This is a genomic window from Tepidimonas fonticaldi, from assembly GCF_001675355.1.
GTDB lineage: Bacteria > Pseudomonadota > Gammaproteobacteria > Burkholderiales > Burkholderiaceae_C > Tepidimonas > Tepidimonas fonticaldi.
In genome coordinates, this window is sequence record NZ_LZDH01000005.1 from 23,035 (window position 1) to 41,442 (window position 18,408).

At 63.4% G+C, this 18,408-nt stretch carries 14 protein-coding genes; 2 read left to right on the forward strand and 12 right to left on the reverse strand.

Annotation, left to right across the window (positions count from 1 at the left end):
* Position 1: 1 nt before the first annotated feature.
* Genes A9O67_RS12805 through A9O67_RS00995 form a run of 3 tightly spaced genes read right to left on the reverse strand, consistent with a single transcriptional unit; the run spans position 2 to position 3,835 of the window.
* Positions 2-2,026, reverse strand: coding sequence for a tetratricopeptide repeat protein (locus tag A9O67_RS12805; RefSeq protein WP_082955251.1), 2,025 nt, complete (start codon positions 2,024-2,026; stop codon positions 2-4).
* 14 nt (positions 2,027-2,040) lie between these two features.
* Positions 2,041-3,144, reverse strand: coding sequence for a glycosyltransferase family 4 protein (locus A9O67_RS12810; RefSeq protein ID WP_231960159.1), 1,104 nt, complete (start codon positions 3,142-3,144; stop codon positions 2,041-2,043).
* A 34-nt stretch (positions 3,145-3,178) separates the two neighbouring features.
* Positions 3,179-3,835, reverse strand: a complete 657-nt coding sequence (locus tag A9O67_RS00995) for a lytic transglycosylase domain-containing protein (protein WP_231960162.1) — start codon at positions 3,833-3,835, stop codon at positions 3,179-3,181.
* Positions 3,836-3,913: 78 nt separating this feature from the next.
* Between A9O67_RS00995 and A9O67_RS12815 the strand changes: the two genes are divergently transcribed.
* Positions 3,914-5,230, forward strand: a complete 1,317-nt coding sequence (locus tag A9O67_RS12815) for a class I SAM-dependent methyltransferase (RefSeq protein WP_197484384.1) — start codon at positions 3,914-3,916, stop codon at positions 5,228-5,230.
* Here the strand turns inward: A9O67_RS12815 and A9O67_RS12820 are convergent.
* Positions 5,208-7,013, reverse strand: a complete 1,806-nt coding sequence (locus A9O67_RS12820; RefSeq protein WP_082955253.1) for a glycosyltransferase family 2 protein — start codon at positions 7,011-7,013, stop codon at positions 5,208-5,210. The genes A9O67_RS12815 and A9O67_RS12820 overlap by 23 nt on opposite strands.
* A 25-nt stretch (positions 7,014-7,038) precedes the next feature.
* The gene (locus A9O67_RS01000; protein WP_197484385.1) at positions 7,039-8,229 is read right to left on the reverse strand and encodes a glycosyltransferase family protein; all 1,191 of its coding nucleotides are present in this window, start codon (positions 8,227-8,229) and stop codon (positions 7,039-7,041) included.
* Between the two features lie 415 nt (positions 8,230-8,644).
* On the opposite strand from A9O67_RS01000, the gene A9O67_RS01010 reads away from it, so the two are divergent.
* Complete coding sequence (locus tag A9O67_RS01010) at positions 8,645-9,526, forward strand: acyltransferase family protein (protein WP_197484386.1); 882 nt, start codon at positions 8,645-8,647, stop codon at positions 9,524-9,526.
* Positions 9,527-9,528: 2 nt separating this feature from the next.
* Here A9O67_RS01010 and A9O67_RS01015 read toward each other — a convergent pair whose 3' ends face one another.
* The 7 genes from A9O67_RS01015 to A9O67_RS13305 all read right to left on the reverse strand — a co-directional run bounded on the left by A9O67_RS01015 (position 9,529) and on the right by A9O67_RS13305 (position 18,327).
* Complete coding sequence (locus A9O67_RS01015; RefSeq protein WP_068606499.1) at positions 9,529-10,176, reverse strand: lysophospholipid acyltransferase family protein; 648 nt, start codon at positions 10,174-10,176, stop codon at positions 9,529-9,531.
* Between the two features lie 221 nt (positions 10,177-10,397).
* Complete coding sequence (locus A9O67_RS01020) at positions 10,398-11,336, reverse strand: glycosyltransferase family 2 protein (RefSeq protein ID WP_068606501.1); 939 nt, start codon at positions 11,334-11,336, stop codon at positions 10,398-10,400.
* Positions 11,336-13,579 carry an O-linked N-acetylglucosamine transferase family protein gene (locus A9O67_RS01025; RefSeq protein ID WP_082955255.1) on the reverse strand — a complete coding sequence of 748 codons (2,244 nt, stop codon included), beginning with the start codon at positions 13,577-13,579 and terminating at the stop codon, positions 11,336-11,338. Before A9O67_RS01025 ends, A9O67_RS01020 begins: the two co-directional genes overlap by 1 nt.
* Complete coding sequence (locus A9O67_RS01030) at positions 13,576-14,766, reverse strand: ABC transporter ATP-binding protein (protein WP_197484387.1); 1,191 nt, start codon at positions 14,764-14,766, stop codon at positions 13,576-13,578. The genes A9O67_RS01025 and A9O67_RS01030 overlap by 4 nt, the downstream gene beginning before the upstream one ends.
* 167 nt (positions 14,767-14,933) lie before the next feature.
* On the reverse strand, positions 14,934-15,737 hold the full coding sequence (locus A9O67_RS01035) for an ABC transporter permease (protein WP_197484388.1): 804 nt from the start codon (positions 15,735-15,737) through the stop codon (positions 14,934-14,936).
* 32 nt (positions 15,738-15,769) lie between these two features.
* Entirely contained in the window at positions 15,770-16,663 is an 894-nt protein-coding gene (locus A9O67_RS01040; protein ID WP_082955257.1) for a peptidylprolyl isomerase, read from the reverse strand.
* Between the two features lie 128 nt (positions 16,664-16,791).
* Complete coding sequence (locus A9O67_RS13305) at positions 16,792-18,327, reverse strand: hypothetical protein (RefSeq protein WP_068606511.1); 1,536 nt, start codon at positions 18,325-18,327, stop codon at positions 16,792-16,794.
* Positions 18,328-18,408: the final 81 nt, after the last annotated feature.

The window sequence follows — 18,408 nt, forward strand, 5'->3', positions numbered from 1 at the left end:
TTTATGGCTTCGATGCATCCGGTCCAGTAGATACCCCGGCCTCGATTTGGCGCTGTAAAGCCAAATACGCAGAATTCCGCGGATCCAACGTTAACGCAACCCCAATATCACCCAGAGCACGCTGGCGATTTCCTAGCTGATAAAACAAATACGACCGAGCATGAAGCACCTCCGCCGTAGGTTTTTTCGCAAGCGACTGATTCAACGCACGCAACGCCTCTTGTCCATCACCTTTTTTATACATAGCGTATGCAAGACCGATCGGAACCGCCGTTAAATCCGGTTGCAATTCTCCAAGTTTCGTATAATAATCAATTGCCCTATCGTACTGACCCGATGAGTTAGCGGCGCGTCCTGCCGCCAATAACACCGCGGCGCGGACGGACTCCTTCTTGGCCTCAGCCAACGAACGATCAAAGTTCTCCAGCGCAGCATCAAACCTCCCCATTTTCGCGAGCGAAATCCCGCGATCTTTGTATAGTTCTGGCTTTAGCGTAAACCCCTCACGCTCCGCTTGATCATAAAGAGCCACCGCCTGTTCGTGTTTTCCGAGATTACCCAGAGCTGCGGCCTGATTAAATTTTGCCAGACCCAACGGGGCTCCAAGCTTGTCAGCCATAACAGCCGATCGCAAGGCTTCCTCGTTATCGCGACGATTCAACAACGCCATTGACAGATTCAGCGGAGCCCGCCAACGTCCGAGCACGTTAGCAGAGGCCTCTTGGTCGATCTTAGCCGTCGCGTCACGCCAAACAGCCAGATCATCACGAAAAGTCTGCACGCGCTCATACCCCATTCCACCAAAAACCATCGCGACCAGACACCCGACTGCATAGATCCACTGCTTCTTCCCCAAAACAACCATCACCATGGACAACAGCGCAGGCAGCGTAATTGACCACAGATAACTCCGATACAAAACAAAGGGCTCCTGAATGCGAACATACGCAAACTCAGTAACATACAACGTCGCAGGAACCAGAAACACCAAGCCCAACAGAGACAACAACCCTCGGCGCACCAAAATCAACCAAATTGCGCCGGCCACCACACACAAAAACAAAATCCCCCCAAGGAGTTGCAGACTCCACCAACCCGTCGGAAACGGAACACGAATATCAATACTTAACCACCCCACCCATGGCAACAGCCAGAGCAGGCCGTACCGAAAAAACAGCCACATCTGGTTGAGAACGCTCAGCGCAAAAACGTGGTCCTTTGCCGATGGATCAATTGCTTCAAGCTGCTGCAAGAACGGCTGGACCATGTCCTCGGTAGCCCCACCCAACGCCCAGCCTTTACGGATGAATACCCATGCTGCCGCGACAGCCGCAAGCCCCCCCGATCCCAATGCAATCCGCCATAAGGCGACTCGTGACGGCCGTTTCCACCATACGTACAACGGTAACAGTAAGGCCACCATAGGTGCTCCATGCTCTTTGGACATCAGCACGAGGATGTAGCAGAGTAGAGTGACACCATACCAAACCCAGTTCCGCGTACGCATACCCTCGATAAAAGATAGCAACGCGAGCACCACAAAACCCGTCGCCATCAATGTGGACCGCTGGATCAGATAGGCAACAGCATAAACCGCCACGGGATTGAGTGCCCACAGAAGGATACTCATCTGGACTCCCGTGGCATACACCGAGGCATCTTGATCAGCCGAACGCTCCTCACCCTTTATAAAGCCAAATTCCTCTTCTAACGCCCGCGCAATTAATCGCCGCGTTAGCACCCACAATGCCAAGGCATTGAGCATATGAAGGACGACATTGAAGCCGCGCTGCCAAGCGATATCCGACCCGAATGTTTGATGTATCCACGGATAGCTGGCAGTCCAAAGCGACCGAAAAGACAACGAGACCGAATAGGGGTCCGTAAGAACGATCGTTCCATCCACCAATCGAAGATCGTCAAAAACGTAACCGAAACGGATCCCACTACCGTAAATAACACCGACCGCCGTCAGCATAACAGCCGCAACTGCAACGGCACCCCATGACCAGAAGAATCGTCTCATCACACCCCCACCTTTCACGACCGCCGAATCCAACGCGGCACCTTAAACCGAACGATCATCAAATACGCTGACACATAGCCCACCGTAAAGAGAGCCGCGGCCACCACCAATACGACACTGTTTGACCAAAAGACTACCGCAGGCACCACAGCAAGCAATGCCACCCCCCACAAGTAAGGGGACGTTCGATTGTTCCGCATCAGTACTTGGCGCGCATGATCATCATCAAACACCCCACGCACAATACGACGATAGATGAGCTGATGAAAATGCAGCGCATCAGCGACACTTGGTGATTGTCCGCGCACCAGCTTCCGGTAAGCCGAAAATAAGGTTTCCATGATCGGGTACGCAAGCAACAGAACCGGGAACCACGGTGAAATGATCGGATTGCGTTGCACAAGCCCAATGGCACCTGCAGCAATCACCATACCCCAAAGGTAGGCACCACCATCGCCTGCAAACAGAAGGCCACGCGGATAATTCCACAGCCAAAACCCTAACGTGGCGCCAAACAGGGTCACAAATACCGAGAGCCAGTGCCAGTCACCCACCTTGACCGCGACGTATATGAGCGCCGCCGTGATCATCAGGGTCACGGTACTGGCCAAGCCGTTATAGCCGTCGATAATATTGAATGCATGGGCCATTGACGCGATCGCCAAGACGGACAGCATCAGTCCTGCCCATCCCCACCTGATCCATTGAGGATCAAGCCACGGCAGGCCCAGTCGATTTATCCGTAGATCCAGCCAAAGCACCAACAGAACCGCCGAAACGACTGTCGCCGCCAGACGCATAGCCGGACGAATGGTGTGGCAGTAATCCTCTGCAATACCCAACAACCACGCAGGCCCCATCGCCAACGCAAACAGCGGCCACCACTGATGGGCTACGATCATCTGATCGGGCACGTGGACACTCAGCCATGCACCCGCAGTGCCCACCGTCAAGAACGCCGCCCCCATGGCGACCCCACCCAACCTGGGGACATCGCCCATATGAAATCGTTGCGGGCGGTCCAGCGGGTACCGACCACCCAGCCTGAAGGCAAAGCGGACCAGAAGGCCGCAACCCAGCAGCGACAGCACAAATGCAAACAGAAGCTGGATCAGCACAAGCGCCTCACGTCCCTTGTCCAGCCAACGTGGCTCATACGAGCGTCTGCCACCGCACGTACAGCCCCAACACCTTCACGACGTACTGTTCGGTCTCCGGAAACGGCGGGATACGCCCTCCGTAGCGGCGCACCGCCCCTTCACCGGCGTTGTAGGCGGCCAACGCCAACTCCAGCCGATCACCAAAACGTCGCAGCAAATCCTGCAACACCCGCGAGCCTGCCTGGGCGTTGACGTCAGGGTCGAACAACCGCTCCCTCACCGCCTGGGGCGTCGGCCCCACCACGCCGTACCGCATCGCCGTGTCAGGCATCACCTGCATGAGCCCTATAGCCCCCTTGCGCGAAACCGCTTTGGGGTTGAAAGACGACTCGGCCGCAGCTACCGCCGTGACCAGCGCAAGGTCAAGCCCCGAGTCCGCCGCTGCAGCCCGTAGCGAGGCTCGCACCTGATGGTAACCGGCCAACCGGGTAGGCGGTGGAACCTCGGGAGGCAGTGGCCCTCGAGCGTCCGGACCCAACCACGTCACCCCCTGGGCGTCGGCAGGCGCCTGCTGATTACCCAGATGCACCACGCCGTTGGTATCGACAAAACGCCATGTCTGGCCGCGGGCAACCGACGCCAACCCGAGCAGCCCCGACAACAGCACCAGCCGGCGCCCACGCAAGCGAGCAGATGACGACGACATCATCAGGCACGAACCCTACAATGACAATGGAAAAAACTACTACGCCCGATGGATTCCAGTCCACACATCTATGCGCGCCCGATGGACACCCCCGCCGCCGCATCCTTGAAGCGGCTGTCGGAGTGGATCGCCGCCGACCCCGGTGACGTACTCGACTTGGGCATGGGCACGGGCAGTCTCGGCCGATACCTCAACGGTCCTCTGGGGCTGGGCATTGCCATAGACGGCGTAACAGTCAATCCGGCCGAACTGGAACCAGCCCGCCCATTCTACCGGCAGTGCTGGCTAGGCGACCTGGAAGTGCTGGACGTTGCCGCCCTGCTCGGGGAGCGCCGTTACCGCTGGGTCGTCTGCGCGGATGTCCTGGAACATCTACGCAACCCCGAGCGGCTCGCCGACCAGTGCCGACACCTGTTGCAACCGTCTGGCGAACTCCTCGTTTCGATCCCCAATGCATCTTATGCAGGATTGATAGCCGACCTCATCCACGGGCGTTGGCAGTACGGCCCCGAAGGCCTGCTGGACAAGACTCACGTCCGATTTTTTACACGCCAATCTTTCACGGACCTGCTCCATCAAACCGGCTGGCAGGCGCGTCACGTTGAAGCGGTTCCCCAACCATGGCATGAAACGGAGTTCCACCGCCCATTCGATCATCTACCCCCCAGCGTAGCGCGTTACATATTGGCACAACCGCACAGCGCAGCCTATCAGTGGATTTTTCGGGCCACCCCAGCGACCGACGAGAAACCAAATTCCCCAAACACCCCCACCGCCCCTACAGACGTTGGGATGGCCAGTTATTCGATGACGCTTTACATTGACGATGGCAGCGGCTATCGCGCCGATCATTGCATTCACGCGCTGGGGACAATGGGAAAAACGTCTCAAACTATTAGTTTTCCTATACCACCGGGCCCAACACCGCAACGCCTGCGACTTGACCCAGCAGACCGTCCGGGCTACTGGAATCTGCGGTACATGCAACTTACCCGGGACAGCGGCGATATCGTTTGGCAATGGCACCCCAACGCCATTGGACGCCAGAACTTGCTCGACGCACCGCATTACGACGTCGAGATCGGCAATGTCGAATCGTCGGACGGCAGCTATCTTCGCTTAGTGCTCACTGGGGACGATCCGCAATTCGACCTGCCCATCAAAACCGAAGATCTCCAGAGTTTCGCAATCCACGGCGGAACATTGACCATCGTGTGCGACTGGCCTTGGTCTGCCGATTATTTGGCGGCCATCCAATCGCTGCACCGTACTGCTGTAGGCACGCCCACACAGCCAGCGCAACCGCCGACAAACCACACCGATCCCCGCCCGCCAGCACGCAAACACTCTTGGTTGAATCAACTTTGGCGACGCATCAGCGGCCAAACCGACGCCTGACCACACCACGAAGCGCCACGACTTGAGACCAAAAGGGCGAGCGAGCGATCACTTGCCTCAATCGCCCACGGCTCACGTGCACTAAAGCATCTTTTTCGGCGTAACTTCGGGCCAGCTCGCGAATCATTTCTGGGTTGGCCAAAAACTCCATCGAACGTTGACGTTCCACGGCATCTTTGTATGCAGCGTCCAATCTGGCTTGCCGCCGAACCGAAGCATCGGCATCCGCGGGCACACGATACTTTGAGGTAACCTTACGAACTTGCACAAAATCATGGACTATGGTGTAGCGCGTCCATAGATTCCAGTCCTCCAACTGATCCATATCCTCGGCAAACCCGCCGTACTTCTCGAACAGCGATCGGTGAAAAAGAACCGACTGAATCGGCATGTAATTATGGTGCCACATCGCTACGCGCGAAAATGGCTCATCCGGAAACGTATCGTGCCAGATTTCCTGAATTTGACCCACACCCTCACTCAAAGAGCGACAAAACACCCGCCACGCCAGGGCATACGCCCCCAACACCCCGTGCTCCTGTACGGATTGCAGCAAAACTTCGACGTGATCGGCAAAAAGCAGATCGTCATCATCCAAAAAACACAACCAATCGCCCCGGGCCTCTTGCATGGCCTTGTTGCCTGCCACGGAGCGCCCTTGCGCAGGAGACAACCTGACATAGCGAATCGCCAACCTGCCGTCGAATTCTCGGCATACTGCCTCGCCGTCCGACGATCCGTCCTCCACCACAACCGCTTCGATATTGCGCCAGGTCTGATTGGCAATCGACGTCAATGCTTGCCGCAAAAAATCCGGGCGATGGTGTGTCCGCACAAGCACCGACACCAAGGGTTTATCAGCCTGCGCCCACTGGGCCTGTGTGCGCAGGGGGAAAAACGCCCCTTCCCGCCGCGTCTCAAACCCCCAACCGACAAACTCCGGTTCAAAACCGGGGGCGGAATGGTGTGTGGCCCGAAAATAACGATAGTTCCGCAAAAACTTGGCTACTGCCTTGGCGATACCCAAACGCCTGCCGGGAAAAGACGCCGGCAACACCCATTCCGCCGCCGCCATCGACAACCCTTGCAATACACGCCGACGCCCCGAATAGCGGGCGCGCAGACACAAATTGACGTAAATACCCTCCAACGCCTGCAGCGGCTTGACTTCGTCGGGATGTGCGTAGGTGTGATGAACCACGGTGCAACGCGGCACATAGCGCAAACGCCAACCCTGACACCGCAACCGCCACGACAGGTCCACATCTTCGCCATACATGAAGATGCGCGGCTCAAACCCCTTCACTGATCGCAGCGCCTGGGTGCGCAGCAATACAGCCGCCCCACTCACCCATGGGGTATCCAGAGTTACGGGATCATACGCCTTGGGGTGCTCATAAGGCAGTTGGCGCATTTCCCACGCGGCCACCCGCTCGTCATCCGCGCGTGCAACTGCCCACAACTCCTCCAACACCCCAGGCTCGGGGATCGCATCTTGATTGAGCAGCAGCACATAATCAGCGGTGCATGACTCAAGCGCCGCATTGACGCCACCCCCAAAGCCCAGATTACCACGGCCACCGTTTATTTTCAACGGGATACCATTCTGACGGGCAGCCTGATAGACCGTCGTCAAATCCGGCGATGCCTCAGCCCCATCGTTATGCCATACCGACCAGCCCAGCGGCACCCCCGCCGAGCGGGCCTGCGCCAGCATTTCTACGGTCTGAGCCAAGTCCTCTGCCTTTGCGCGATAGGCAACGGTCAACACTTCCAACAACATGCATACGTCCCGACAGCCACCGTCTTCAACGGCCAAACATCTGATCCACCCAGCGCCGAATCGCGCCCCACCATCTGCCTGAGCCGTTCCTCTCTTGCAATACTGCAATCGACACGTTCAAAGCGTCGATGTCCGATTGCAGCTTTTCAATCCACCGGCCCCTGGCCTCGTAAGCTCGAGCCACGTCGTCCAATTCGACGCGTAAGCGGGCGGTCTGCGCCTGCGCGGCCTCCAGCTCACCCTGCAGGCGCAGCAATTCGTGCCGAAAAAACCGACTATCCAAATGCGTCTGCGCCAAGTGCTGCAACGCAGCGTCATCGGGGGGAAAAGATTCGTTCACACTGTCAGACCCATACACCATTTCCAATTGCCGCACCATCTCGGCAACCGTCACCTCGCGCTCGACCGGTTGCTCGGCATGCGGCAGACAACGCGGATGCAGCAGCCAGTCCTGCAACAGCGCGGCAACCCGTTGTGGCGAAAGATACGGATCGTACACACATCCAAACCCTACGCGCTGCATGCGCTCGCCCAGCGCGCCGGCATCCGGGACCACCGCCGGCCACCCCGCCTGCCACACATCAGACAGTGCGTAGCAAAAACTCTCGGGCTGCCCGGGCGCAAACCACACCACCTGCACTCCGTAAGCGCGCAGCAACGATGGAAGCGCCCCCGTCTCGAACGCCCCGTGTACCCACAGACGATCGGGGATGAGCCATCCCGGCGTCAGTTGGCCATCGGCATACCCGATCAAGACCACACGCATCCGTGGGGGCAGGCATGCAGCCATCTCCCTGGCAAAAGCCAAGCCCTTGTGCAACCCCAGCGCACCGACCATGCCAATCGCAAACTCACCCTGCCCCGTCGCGGGCACCGCTGGCGTCTCCGGCCAGGGGCGCCACCCGTTGGGCAGAACCTGCACCATCGGGGCGTCCTGCCCTGAACACACCCGGGCTATCCAATCCCGGGCCACACCGGCCAGGTAATCGCTGGGGGCCAACACCCATCGTGCGCGAAGCACCAGATCGGCACGGGTATCGGCGTCGGGCCCTGGCTCCGCAAAGCACACATCGTGTAGCGTTATGCCCAGTGGACACCCCAGCGCCTCGCTCAAACGTCGCGCGGCCTCCATGACGGGCGTGGTCATTGCATGCACATGCACCCACGACGGTCGCCCCAAAGCCGCCAACCCGGCGTCTTCACTCGGCACGGCCATGGGCACGAACCTGTGGTCAGCGGACTCAAACACCCATTGATTGGGGGCAACGTGCAACACCGCATCGCCCGCCCGCCACGCCAAGACATCGCGCACCCACCGGTCCACCCCACCGCCATTGGGGGGCACTACATGCAATACCCAACCCTGCGGGGGAGCGGGTTGGGGGTTCGTCTGCAGCTCACGCATCACGCTCATTATCCGCGGGGTGCCGCCAACGCACCGATCACTATAATGCCCGGCGGATGCCCAGTCACCCCCAACGCCACACCCCTGCCGATTGGCCCCAACGCAACCAGCGATTCGACACCCTGCGCCTGGTGGCGGCGCTCTTCGTCCTCTGGAGTCACGCCTACCCATTGGCAGGACAGGGGGAGCGCGAGCCCCTGGCGCGGCTGACCGGGCTGGACACACTGTGCGGGTTGGGTGTTGCCATCTTTTTTCGCTCAGCGGCTACCTGCTGACCTTGTCGTGGGAGCGCCGCCCACACCTGGGCGCGTTCGCCCGCAACCGCGCGTTGCGCATCTACCCGGCGCTGGTGGTGTTGTGCACGCTATGCGTCTGTGCGCTGGGCCCCGCCCTGACACGACTGCCCCTGGCCGACTATTGGTCCCACGCCATGACGCGCGGTTACTGGATCACGGCCAGCGCCTGGAAGGTGGCTTACCCGCTGCCAGGGGTGTTCGAGCACAACCCGCTGCCCCATGCCGTCAATGGATCGTTGTGGTCGCTGCCCTACGAGGTTCGGTGCTACCTCGTACTGATGCTGGTAGCGGTCGTGCCTCTGCCGCTGCGCTGGAAAGTACTGGGCCTGCTGGCCGTTCTGACGGTCGTACTGTGGTACCGCCCCTCGGATGCCGGCGTGTTCGATCGCCACTGGGGTTTGGATTATTACCACATCAAATTGGGGTGGCTGTTTTTTTGCGGCAGCGCCCTGGCCGCTTGGCGACAGGTCATGCATGGTTGGCGCCTGGTGGGGCTGGTCATGGTGTCGGCCCTGCTGGCGGGGTTGGACGGCGGGGCCCCGCGGTGGTTGCTGTTGTGGACGGCGGTAGCGTCGTTCATCGTCTGGCTTGCGCGCGACGCCCAGTGGTTGCCCACATGGCCCGAGCGCTGGGGTGATTGGTCATACGGCGTGTATCTGTACCGCTTTCCGGTTCAACAAACCTTGGCCCACTGGGGCGTCCACCAACACGGTATGAGCGTGTACCTGCTATCGGCCACCGCCGTGACGTTGGCGCTGGGCGCTGCGTCGTGGCATGGGGTGGAAAAACACGCCCTGCGCTGGAAAGCCTGACGCTACGCCGCCCCACCGTCTTCGGGGGGCGGCGGGCTTTGCAACCGCTCCACCCCGGCCCAAAAATGCCACGCGGCGGGGTCCGCGCGCAAACTCGCGTCCAGCCATGCTGCGGCCATCCGGGTCAACGCCTCCACATCGTCCGCAACCACTGGGGGCAAAATCTGGACTCGCCGCCGGCCAGTGGCATCGTCGAGCAGACAGCGGTAAAAGTACACGGGGATGCCATGCGCCACCGCCAGCCCAAACAAGCCCCTGGGCACCTGCACGCACCCTAACGTTTGGGTCTGCAGCGCCACGCAGCGACGTCGTCCGTCGGGCGGAGCATCGTACAGCGCCATGATGCCGCCCCCCTGCCGCCACCAATCCAGCATCTGCTGCGCGCTCCCCCCCGTTGGCAGCGGGGGGTGCCCCATGGCGTCCTCCAGCGCCTGCAGGCGCATGGCCGTCAAGCCGCGCACCCACCGGTCGGGGGACGCCGCCGGCCTTGCATACAGCCACCGGCTGCGCGCATGGCTGCGCGCAAAGGCTGCATGCGCCCACATCCCCGCGCCGTAGTGCAGCGTCAACGCCAAGTACGCGCCCTTGGCTGGTAGCTCCCCCTCCACGCTCACCCAACGGTCCGCGCCTGCGCGGCCAACCTTGGACATGGCCCAAACATCTGTCCGGTCGGCCGCGTGATACCGGGCGTGGCGCCAAGCAAACGCCGCTGCGTCCACACCCCCCCGGGGCAAAAATCCAACCGCCGCACGCGCGGCCGCCACACCCGCCGCCTTGTCCCCCGGCGCCACGGGCAACCAGGCCTGCGCCCCTGGCCCCAGCCGTGCTGCCATGGCTGGCAGCGCCCGGCATGCCCACCACGACACCCAGGTCACGGGCGAATACCCCAGACGCGGCGCCACCCCTGACTCAGCCTGCGCCACCACGGGGACTCATCCGCCGCAGCAGCCCCCCCTTCTACCGTTGTGGGGTGGGTCCGGCTTGCCAAAAAGTCCTCCAGCCGCAAACGGGCGGGTCGCGTTGGATCCGCCCGCAAATAGGCTTGAACCTGCTCATCGTAGCCCGGGTAGCGCTGCCGGATCACTGCAATCGCATGCGCCGCCAGCGCCGCGCGCTCATCGCCAAAACTGACGCTGCCGCGGTGGTACACGTACGCATCCAGCGCATGCACGTGGCGCCAGCCGCGCGCAGCAGCTCGCAGGCAAAAGTCGTTTTCCTCGCCGTAGCCGCGGCCAAAGGCGTCGGCGTCGAACAAGCCCGTCTGCGCCAAGCACTCGGCACGGATATACATGCAAAACCCATGCGCCGTGGGCACATCCACCGACTGCCCCGACAGCACCGCGGCGCACGCCGCCGCCATGTCATGCACGCCCAGACCGGCGGGCAGCGGCCCACCCTGGGGATAGGCCGGAAAACTGAAGATCGTGGCGTTGTTGGACCACGGCGTCGCCGTGCCAATATCTGGCTCACGGCGCACCGCCGCGCGCAGGCGGTCCAACCAGCCGTCGGACACTTCCGTATCGCTGTTGAGCAACACCACATCGGCCCCGCGCACCTGGGCCATGCCCTGGTTGACCGTGCGCACAAAGCCCTGGTTGACGGCATTGCGCTGGTACTCGACCGGCACCTTCTGCACAGCCACCCATGACCGCAGCCAATGCTGCAGCTCAGGGTCTGGCGAGGCGTCGTCAATCACCCACAAGCGCCACGGCGTGCGGTTCACGGCCGCCGCCACGCTGTGCAGGCAGCGCTGCACCCAGTCCCGCCCCTGATAGACCGGGACGATGACCGCAACCGGCGTGGACGCCATCACCCTGCCGTCTGGGGGGGGACATCCAACGGCGCCGGCGGCAGCCCCTGGCAGCGCCGCTCGTGCATCTGGCGAAACGCCGCTTCCAGCTCGCGCGCGCGCAACGCGGCGTCAAACAGGGGCGCCTGGTCCCGGGCCCGCAACAAATGCGCGCGCAAGCGGTCCCGCTCGGCGCCATCGCGCGCCAGCGCTACCGCGCGCTGCACATACGCCTGTGGCGAGTGGGTAATCAACTCGGGCAAACCCACCGCATCCAACAGGCTGGCGGCCACGCGCGCGGCAAAGCTGTGCCCTGCCATGGTCAACACCGGCAAGCCCATCCACAGCGCATCGGCCGCTGTCGTGTGTGCGTTGTAGGGCCACGTGTCCAAAAACAGGTCTGCCACCTGATGCCGCGCCATGTGCTCGGCATGCCCCACCTTGGGGGCAAAAACCAGCCGCGCAGGGTCCACGCCCGCCTGTGCCGCATGCGCGCGCAACGCCTGCTCCACCCCCGCATGGGTGGTCAACAGCCACAGCACCGCGCCGGGCACCTGCTGCAGCACCTGCATCCAGCAGGCAAAGGTCTCGGGCTGGATCTTGCCTGGGTTGTTGAAGCACGCCAACACCACCGCTGCCTCCGGCAACCCCAGCTCGGCGCGGGTGGGGGTGTGCGCCGCCGCCACGCGCTCGCGGTTGTTGGCCTGGTAAGTGGTGGGCAGCCACACCACCTGCTCGGCAAATGCGCCCCACGCCTCGCGCGGGGCCACCCAGCGGTCCGCCAGCAAATAGTCGATGGCCGGCATGGCCGTGGTGCCCGGGTAGCCCAAATAAGCCGCCTGCACCGGTGCCACCCGCCGCGCCAACAGCCCCGGGCGGGCATACTTCGTAAACCCCATCAGATCCACCGCAATGTCGATGTGCAGTTCGCGCAACCGCTGTACAGCGGCCTCGTCGTCCAAATCCGTGATGACCTCGAAGCGATCAAACGCCTGCATCGCCCGGGCGTGCAGCGGGTCCTTCTGCGGGTCGAGGGCAGGCCCCAGATACACCCCCACCCACTCGAAGCCCTGTCGCGTGTGCGCCTCCCAGGTCGCAGCGGCCAACCGCGTGGTGGGGTGTTCCCGGAAATCGGCCGACAGGTAGGCCACGCGAATGCGTCCGGACTGTGGCTCGGGCCATGCCGCCTCCCCCCCGTTGTTGCCGGCATACCCCGCCACCCGCGTGTAGTCCCTCGCGACCTGTCGTTGGACCATCGGATCGTCCACGACCTGAAGGATTGCAAACGGATGGGGACGATAAGGCTGTCCGGCCCGCACAATCTGGCAGGCGCGATCGCGCAACGCAATATAGTCTGTCCAGTCCAAGGCGTGAGACTGCACAAGCAGCGCCGCCACAAGCCGTGCGGGATCGCGCTCCCCCTCCTGCCGCAGAACGGCGGCAAGGCGCCGGGCTTCGTCCAGCCGGCCCGTGCGTGCAGCGGCATCGGCCAAGCCCTCCAGCACCCCTGGCAGTTTCGGCTCCAGCGCATAGGCCCGAGCGTACGCCTCGTAAGCCAGATCGTCGTGCCCCAGTGCCGCGCAGCACTGACCACGGCACCACAGCGCCTCGGCGTGGTTGTCGTCCTGCACCAGCCATTGGCCCACGGCCAGTGCCCCCTCGCTCGGCTTGCCCAGCTCCAGCAACGCCCAGCCCTTGGCCACGTGCGGCGCGGGGCGATTGGGAGCCAGCGCCACGGCCTGCTCGGCCCAGCGCAATGCCTCGGCTGACTGACCGGTCTGCAGCAACGCCTTCGCTAGGTTCGCCATGGCTTCGCCATAGCGCGGCTCCCGCTCGATGGCGGCACGGTAACTGTCAATGGCGTCGGCATAGCGCCCCAGGCCATACAGCGCATTGCCCCGGTTGTTCAGCACCTGCGCATGGCCCGGTGCCAGTGCCAGCGCACGGTCGAACGCCCGCAGGGCATCGGCGTGCTCGCCCACCTTGACCAGCGCATTGCCCAAGTTGTTGTGCACCGAAAAATCGTGCGGCATCCGCCGGGCCGCCCGTCGCAGGGATTCGGCCGCATCGGCGTAGCGACCCTGCTGGGCCAGCATCACGCCCAGCATGTGCAGCGACGGGCCGTGCTGTCGGTCCAGCGCCAGCGCCAGCCGGTAGCCACGCTCGGCATTGGCCACATCCCCCACGCGGTGGGCGGCAAAGGCTTGCTGAAAATACGCTTCCGCCGTCGGCACGGCGGCAGGGGAAGGGGACGTCGGTTTCATGGACAGGGGGGCTGAGGGCGATCGCCGGACGGATGATCCAAAGACGTATTGTCGCAGGCACGCCAACCGGGCCAGCCCGCAGCCGGCTGCGCCGCCCCGTCTGCCGGAACGGACAGCCAACGGTGCGGCAGGCGCACCCAGCCCAGTTCGCGCGAATCGCCGCGCACCCGCACGGTGACTTGCACTTGGTCAAACAGGCGCAGCGCCTGCGCATCCATGGCATGCAACCGCAGCTCGTAATCGCCGGGGAGCAACGGCAGGCCATCAAAGCGCAGGGCAAAGCCGTGGTGGTGGGCATCCAGCCGCTGCAACCGCACGCCGTCCATGTCGCTGACCACCCCATACACCGGCGAGCCGTCCGCCCGCGCCCACCCCACAGCCACGTGGGGGTGGGCACCGTCGGGCGCGACAACCACCCCGCTGACGGTCAGCGCATCGCCCGTGCCCACGGTCAGCGGCCCGTGGGGCACTGCGCCGTCCACCCACCAGCGCACAACCCGATAGGGGGCAGCATCGCCCGCGGCGCGCAAAACGGCCGACTCGTCCTGCAGTGGCGGCGCGGCCGCCTGCCGCTCGTGCCAGGCCAGATAGTCACGCGTCACGGCCAGCGCATCGCCGTGGGCCTGCACACGGCCACGGTGCAGCCACAGCGCGTGGTGACACAGCTTTTGCACATGGTACATGCCATGCGACACCAGCAACAGCGTGCCCCCGTCGGCCAAAAAACGTTCCATCCAGGCCATGCATTTTTTCTGGAACGCCTCGTCCCCCACCGCCAGCACCTCGTCGGTGATGAGCAAATCCGGACGCAGCGCCGTCATGACCGCAAAACCCAGGCGCACCACCATGCCGCTGGAATAGGTTTTCAGCGGCAAATCGATGTGGGCGCCAATGTCAGCAAACGCCAGAATATGGGGCAAGGCATCGCGGGCCTGCGCCGCCGACAGCCCCTGCAACGCACATGCCAGCAGCGCGTTGTCGCGGCCCGTGTACTCGGGGTGAAAACCCGCGCCCAGCTCCAGCAGCGCAGCCACGCGGCCGCGCCGCTCGACGTGCCCCCGGCTGGCGCGCGCCACACCTGCCACCAACTTGAGTAGGGTGGACTTGCCCGCCCCGTTGGCGCCAATCACCCCCAGCGACTGGCCGCGCAATACCGTCAAATCCACCTGGTCCAGCGCTGTGTACAACGCGCCAGCCGGTGGCCGACGCCGCCACGCTGACCACAACAAGGCCCAGCGCCGCCACCCTTGGGCCAGCGGATAGTCCTTCCCTACGCCCCGCAGCACCACCAGGGGTTCGGCCGAACTTGGCAAAGCGCTCGGGGGGGTGCCCGGCGCAGGCAGCGCGTCAGAAGTCACAACGCATCCTCAAAGTCCGGCGACAGGCGATGGAAGCCCCACCAACCCAATGCGGCCCATGCCGCGCACAGACCTAACGCCCCTGCGGCCTGCCACGGCGACCAGCCACTGCCCCAACCCAAGGCAGCAGCACGCAGCGGCTCCAGCAGCCCCGTCAGCGGGTTGACGGCCAGCACCGCCTGTAGGGCGGGCGGCACCAGCGCCAGCGGGTACAGCACGGGGCTGGCGTACATCAGCAGCGGCAGCACCTGGGGCAGCAACGGCTCCACGTCGCGCACATACACCTGGGCCGCCGCCAGCCAAAACGCGGCGCCCAGCGCCACGCCCAGCAGGGCCAGCCACGTCAGCGGCCACTGCCACAGCAGGGCGGGGGACAACGCCGCGCCACCCAAGGCCAGTGCCACCAGCACCAAGGCATGGCCCAGCCCATGCAGGGCAAACGCCGCGCCCACGGCGGCGACCACCAGCCACGCGCTGTCAAACGCCACCTTTTGCACCAGCGCGGCCTGTTGCACCACCGCCCCGGCACCGCGCACCAGCGCCTCTTGCAGCGCCATCCAGGGCCACAGGCCCAATGCCAGCCACACCACATAGGGTTGCCCCGGGGTGGCCTGCGGCAAGCGTACCTGAAAAATCCACTGAAACACCAGCGCGTACAGCGCCAACTGCGCCAGCGGCTGCAACAGCGCCCACAGCCCGCCCAAGGCGCTGCCCGCATAGCGGTCGCGCCACTGGCGCCACCACAGCGCGCGCAGCACATGGCGCTGGGCCCACAGCGTCGCGCGCGGGGGGCGTGGCACGGGCGCGGATGGCGGCGTCACGGTGGCGCGGGTCACTGCGCCGGCTGTTGCACCAGGGGCGCAAACGCGGCCTCGTCGGCCGTCACGTCGCGCAGAATGCGGTCGCGCAGTTCCACCCGGGCCTGGTTGCGCAGGGCCTGGGCGGCCTCTTCCACCAAGGCGGCGCGCACCTCGGCAAAGGGCTGCTGGCCGGCGGGGCGGCGTTCCACCAGTTGCAGGATGTGCACGCCAAACTGTGTGCGCACCGGGCCGGACAGGTCGCCCGGCGCCTTGAGCGCAAAAGCGGCCTCTTCAAACGGGGGCACCATGCGGCCTTTGCCAAAAAAGCCCAGATCGCCCCCCGTGGCGGCGCTGCCCGGGTCTTGCGAGCGTTCGCGCGCCACGTCCTCGAAGCGGGCGCCGCCGCGCAGTGCCTCCAGCACAGCTTGTGCCTGGGCGTCGGCGTCGTCGCCGCGCAGCAGGATGTGGCGCACACGCACCTGCTCCGGCAGGGCAAACCGCTCGGGCTGTGCCTGGTAGCGCTGGCGGGCATAGGCTTGCAGCGCCTGCTCGTCGGCCACGGCCTGGGCGTCCACGCGGGCCAGCAAGGCGTCGGACAACACCCGTTCGCGCGCCAGTTGCAACTGGCGCTGGACGAGGGGATCGCGCTCCAGCCCGTCCGCTGCCGCCTGGGCGGCCAGCACACGGCGCACCAGCAGCGCATCGGCCTGCTGGCGAATGGCGGGCACCGACTGCCGCGCCAACGGCTGCTGGGCCGGGGGCAGGCGCGCCCAGTCGGCTTGCAAATCCGCGGCCTCCAGCCGGGCCTGGGGGTGTTGCAACAAGACTTGGGCGGGCGCACCCGCCGCCGCGCAGCCCAGTGTGAGTACCAAGGCAGCAGCGCGCAGCGCGCGCGATGGGCGCAGTGGGGTCACGTCAACAAGCATGGTCAAGCAAGGGTTGGCACAAAACAGCGAACAAGCATAGCAAAAATAAAAACAGGGGCTGTTGCCAGCCCCTGTGCACGTTCGCGAATCAACTGGCGGCACTCAAAGCGCCGCGGTCAAGAGCGAGATCAGTAGTTGTACTTATGACCCCACGTGAAGCCATAGTTAACCGGGCCGTTCGCTGCACGCAGATGGGCGTTACCAATGATCGGCAGACCACCACCGCTGGTGCTACCGTTGCTGTCCGTATCCAAACGGAACCAACCGTCAGCATACGGAAGCTCAATGTTGTTGCGCGCAAGCGTGCCCCCCAGCGCGGAAGGCGCCGTGTTGCTGCCCGCGTTGATGGACGTCACGGCAACCTCGCCACACAGGCGGAAGGTTTGACCAGGGCCGCCAGGCGACACGACCGCCGAGGTGCTGCCGCTCAGCGTCGCCTCTTCGCGGTTGAACGCCGTGTAGCTCAGGAAAGTCGGCTGGCTGCCAGAACGGACCAAACACACCACGCGATCGCTGACCGTCGTCAGACCGGGGCCGTAAGGCACGCCAACCGAAGTGCTCAGCGGAACTTGAGTAGCGGTCTTGCCGTCCGTCCCCCCCATGTAGTTCACGGCAACGTAATAGCGGCGCAGCGGCTGCGAGAACACAAAGTCGGTTGCGCCAGCGATCTCGGCCGACGTCACAAACTCATTGGCCACCGAAGTCTTGGCCAGAGTTCTAGTGGAGACCAACAACTCGTTTGCCGTCGTTGCGCCAGCTGCACTGTAAGGAGTGGACAGATCGGGGAAATCGAACGGCTGAGCTTTCACCGTACCACCCGCAAGCAGGGGGTCAGCCGTCCACTGCCCGGCGGTTGTCGCGGAAACACCAAACTCCGTCTCGATCTGCGGGAAGAACACCAAGTTGGCCTTTTCCGCCCGCCCGCCGGCAGCATCGCGAGCCTCCAGGGCAGTTGCTTGACCCGACCACGCCGCAGTCGTCGTTTGGTTGATGATGATCCAATCCGCCGACAAGCCGGTGGACGGATTCTCCAAGCCGCGAGCCAGATAATCCGACAGAGTAGACGACTCGATCAGCGAGGAATCCAGAAGCGCCGTCACCACAGACGAGCCACAGCTATTGGGTACACCGCTGCTGTTGTGCTTGACCGCGTACCACAAAGAAGTCGTTGCCGTATTCTTCGTGATATCGGCCATGTTGATAATTTCAACATAACCTTCGCGGGTCTGCTCAGCCACAGACTTGGAGCTGTACGGATCCAGGCGGGTCGTGACGAACTTGCGGTTGATGTCAGCCTTGGCCGGCAACGTGCAAGAGTTGTCCGCGGTCGTCAGCTTCGCGGTGCCATCAGCATCAGCGGTGATCGCAGCCGTCCAAACATCACCCGGCGACAGCAGCAGCGTGAAGTCAAACACATCGTCCGAGTTCGCCGCACCGCGGAAGCGAATCTTGACCGCCTTACCGTTAGTCTGGTCGTGGTTGACGATGTTGAGCAGGGTGGCGTTGTTGTTCTGTACCGTGTAGTACGGAACCACCAGTTTGTGACCGATGCCGTTGGGGTTGACCTCAAGAGTGGCTGCACCCGTGCTGGTAGTCACGACACCAGCCTGCGCGGCACCTGCAGCCAGCGCACCGATCGCCAGTGCGATGTACGACTTTTTCATGGAACCTCCAGTTGTGGTTGATTCGCGAATGTGGAAACGACTCGCAGGGGCTACTCTAGCACACCTGACCCCGCCACCCCA

Coding starts and splice junctions, on each gene's coding strand:
- A9O67_RS12805 (WP_082955251.1), bottom strand. CDS start 2,026: ATGAGACGATTCTTCTGGTCATGGGGTGCCGTTGCAGTTGCGGCTGTT.
- A9O67_RS00995 (WP_231960162.1), bottom strand. CDS start 3,835: ATGATGTCGTCGTCATCTGCTCGCTTGCGTGGGCGCCGGCTGGTGCTG.
- A9O67_RS12815 (WP_197484384.1), top strand. CDS start 3,914: ATGGACACCCCCGCCGCCGCATCCTTGAAGCGGCTGTCGGAGTGGATC.
- A9O67_RS12820 (WP_082955253.1), bottom strand. CDS start 7,013: ATGTTGTTGGAAGTGTTGACCGTTGCCTATCGCGCAAAGGCAGAGGAC.
- A9O67_RS01000 (WP_197484385.1), bottom strand. CDS start 8,229: ATGGCCGTGCCGAGTGAAGACGCCGGGTTGGCGGCTTTGGGGCGACCG.
- A9O67_RS01015 (WP_068606499.1), bottom strand. CDS start 10,176: ATGTCCAAGGTTGGCCGCGCAGGCGCGGACCGTTGGGTGAGCGTGGAG.
- A9O67_RS01020 (WP_068606501.1), bottom strand. CDS start 11,336: ATGGCGTCCACGCCGGTTGCGGTCATCGTCCCGGTCTATCAGGGGCGG.
- A9O67_RS01025 (WP_082955255.1), bottom strand. CDS start 13,579: ATGAAACCGACGTCCCCTTCCCCTGCCGCCGTGCCGACGGCGGAAGCG.
- A9O67_RS01040 (WP_082955257.1), bottom strand. CDS start 16,663: ATGCTTGTTGACGTGACCCCACTGCGCCCATCGCGCGCGCTGCGCGCT.
- A9O67_RS13305 (WP_068606511.1), bottom strand. CDS start 18,327: ATGAAAAAGTCGTACATCGCACTGGCGATCGGTGCGCTGGCTGCAGGT.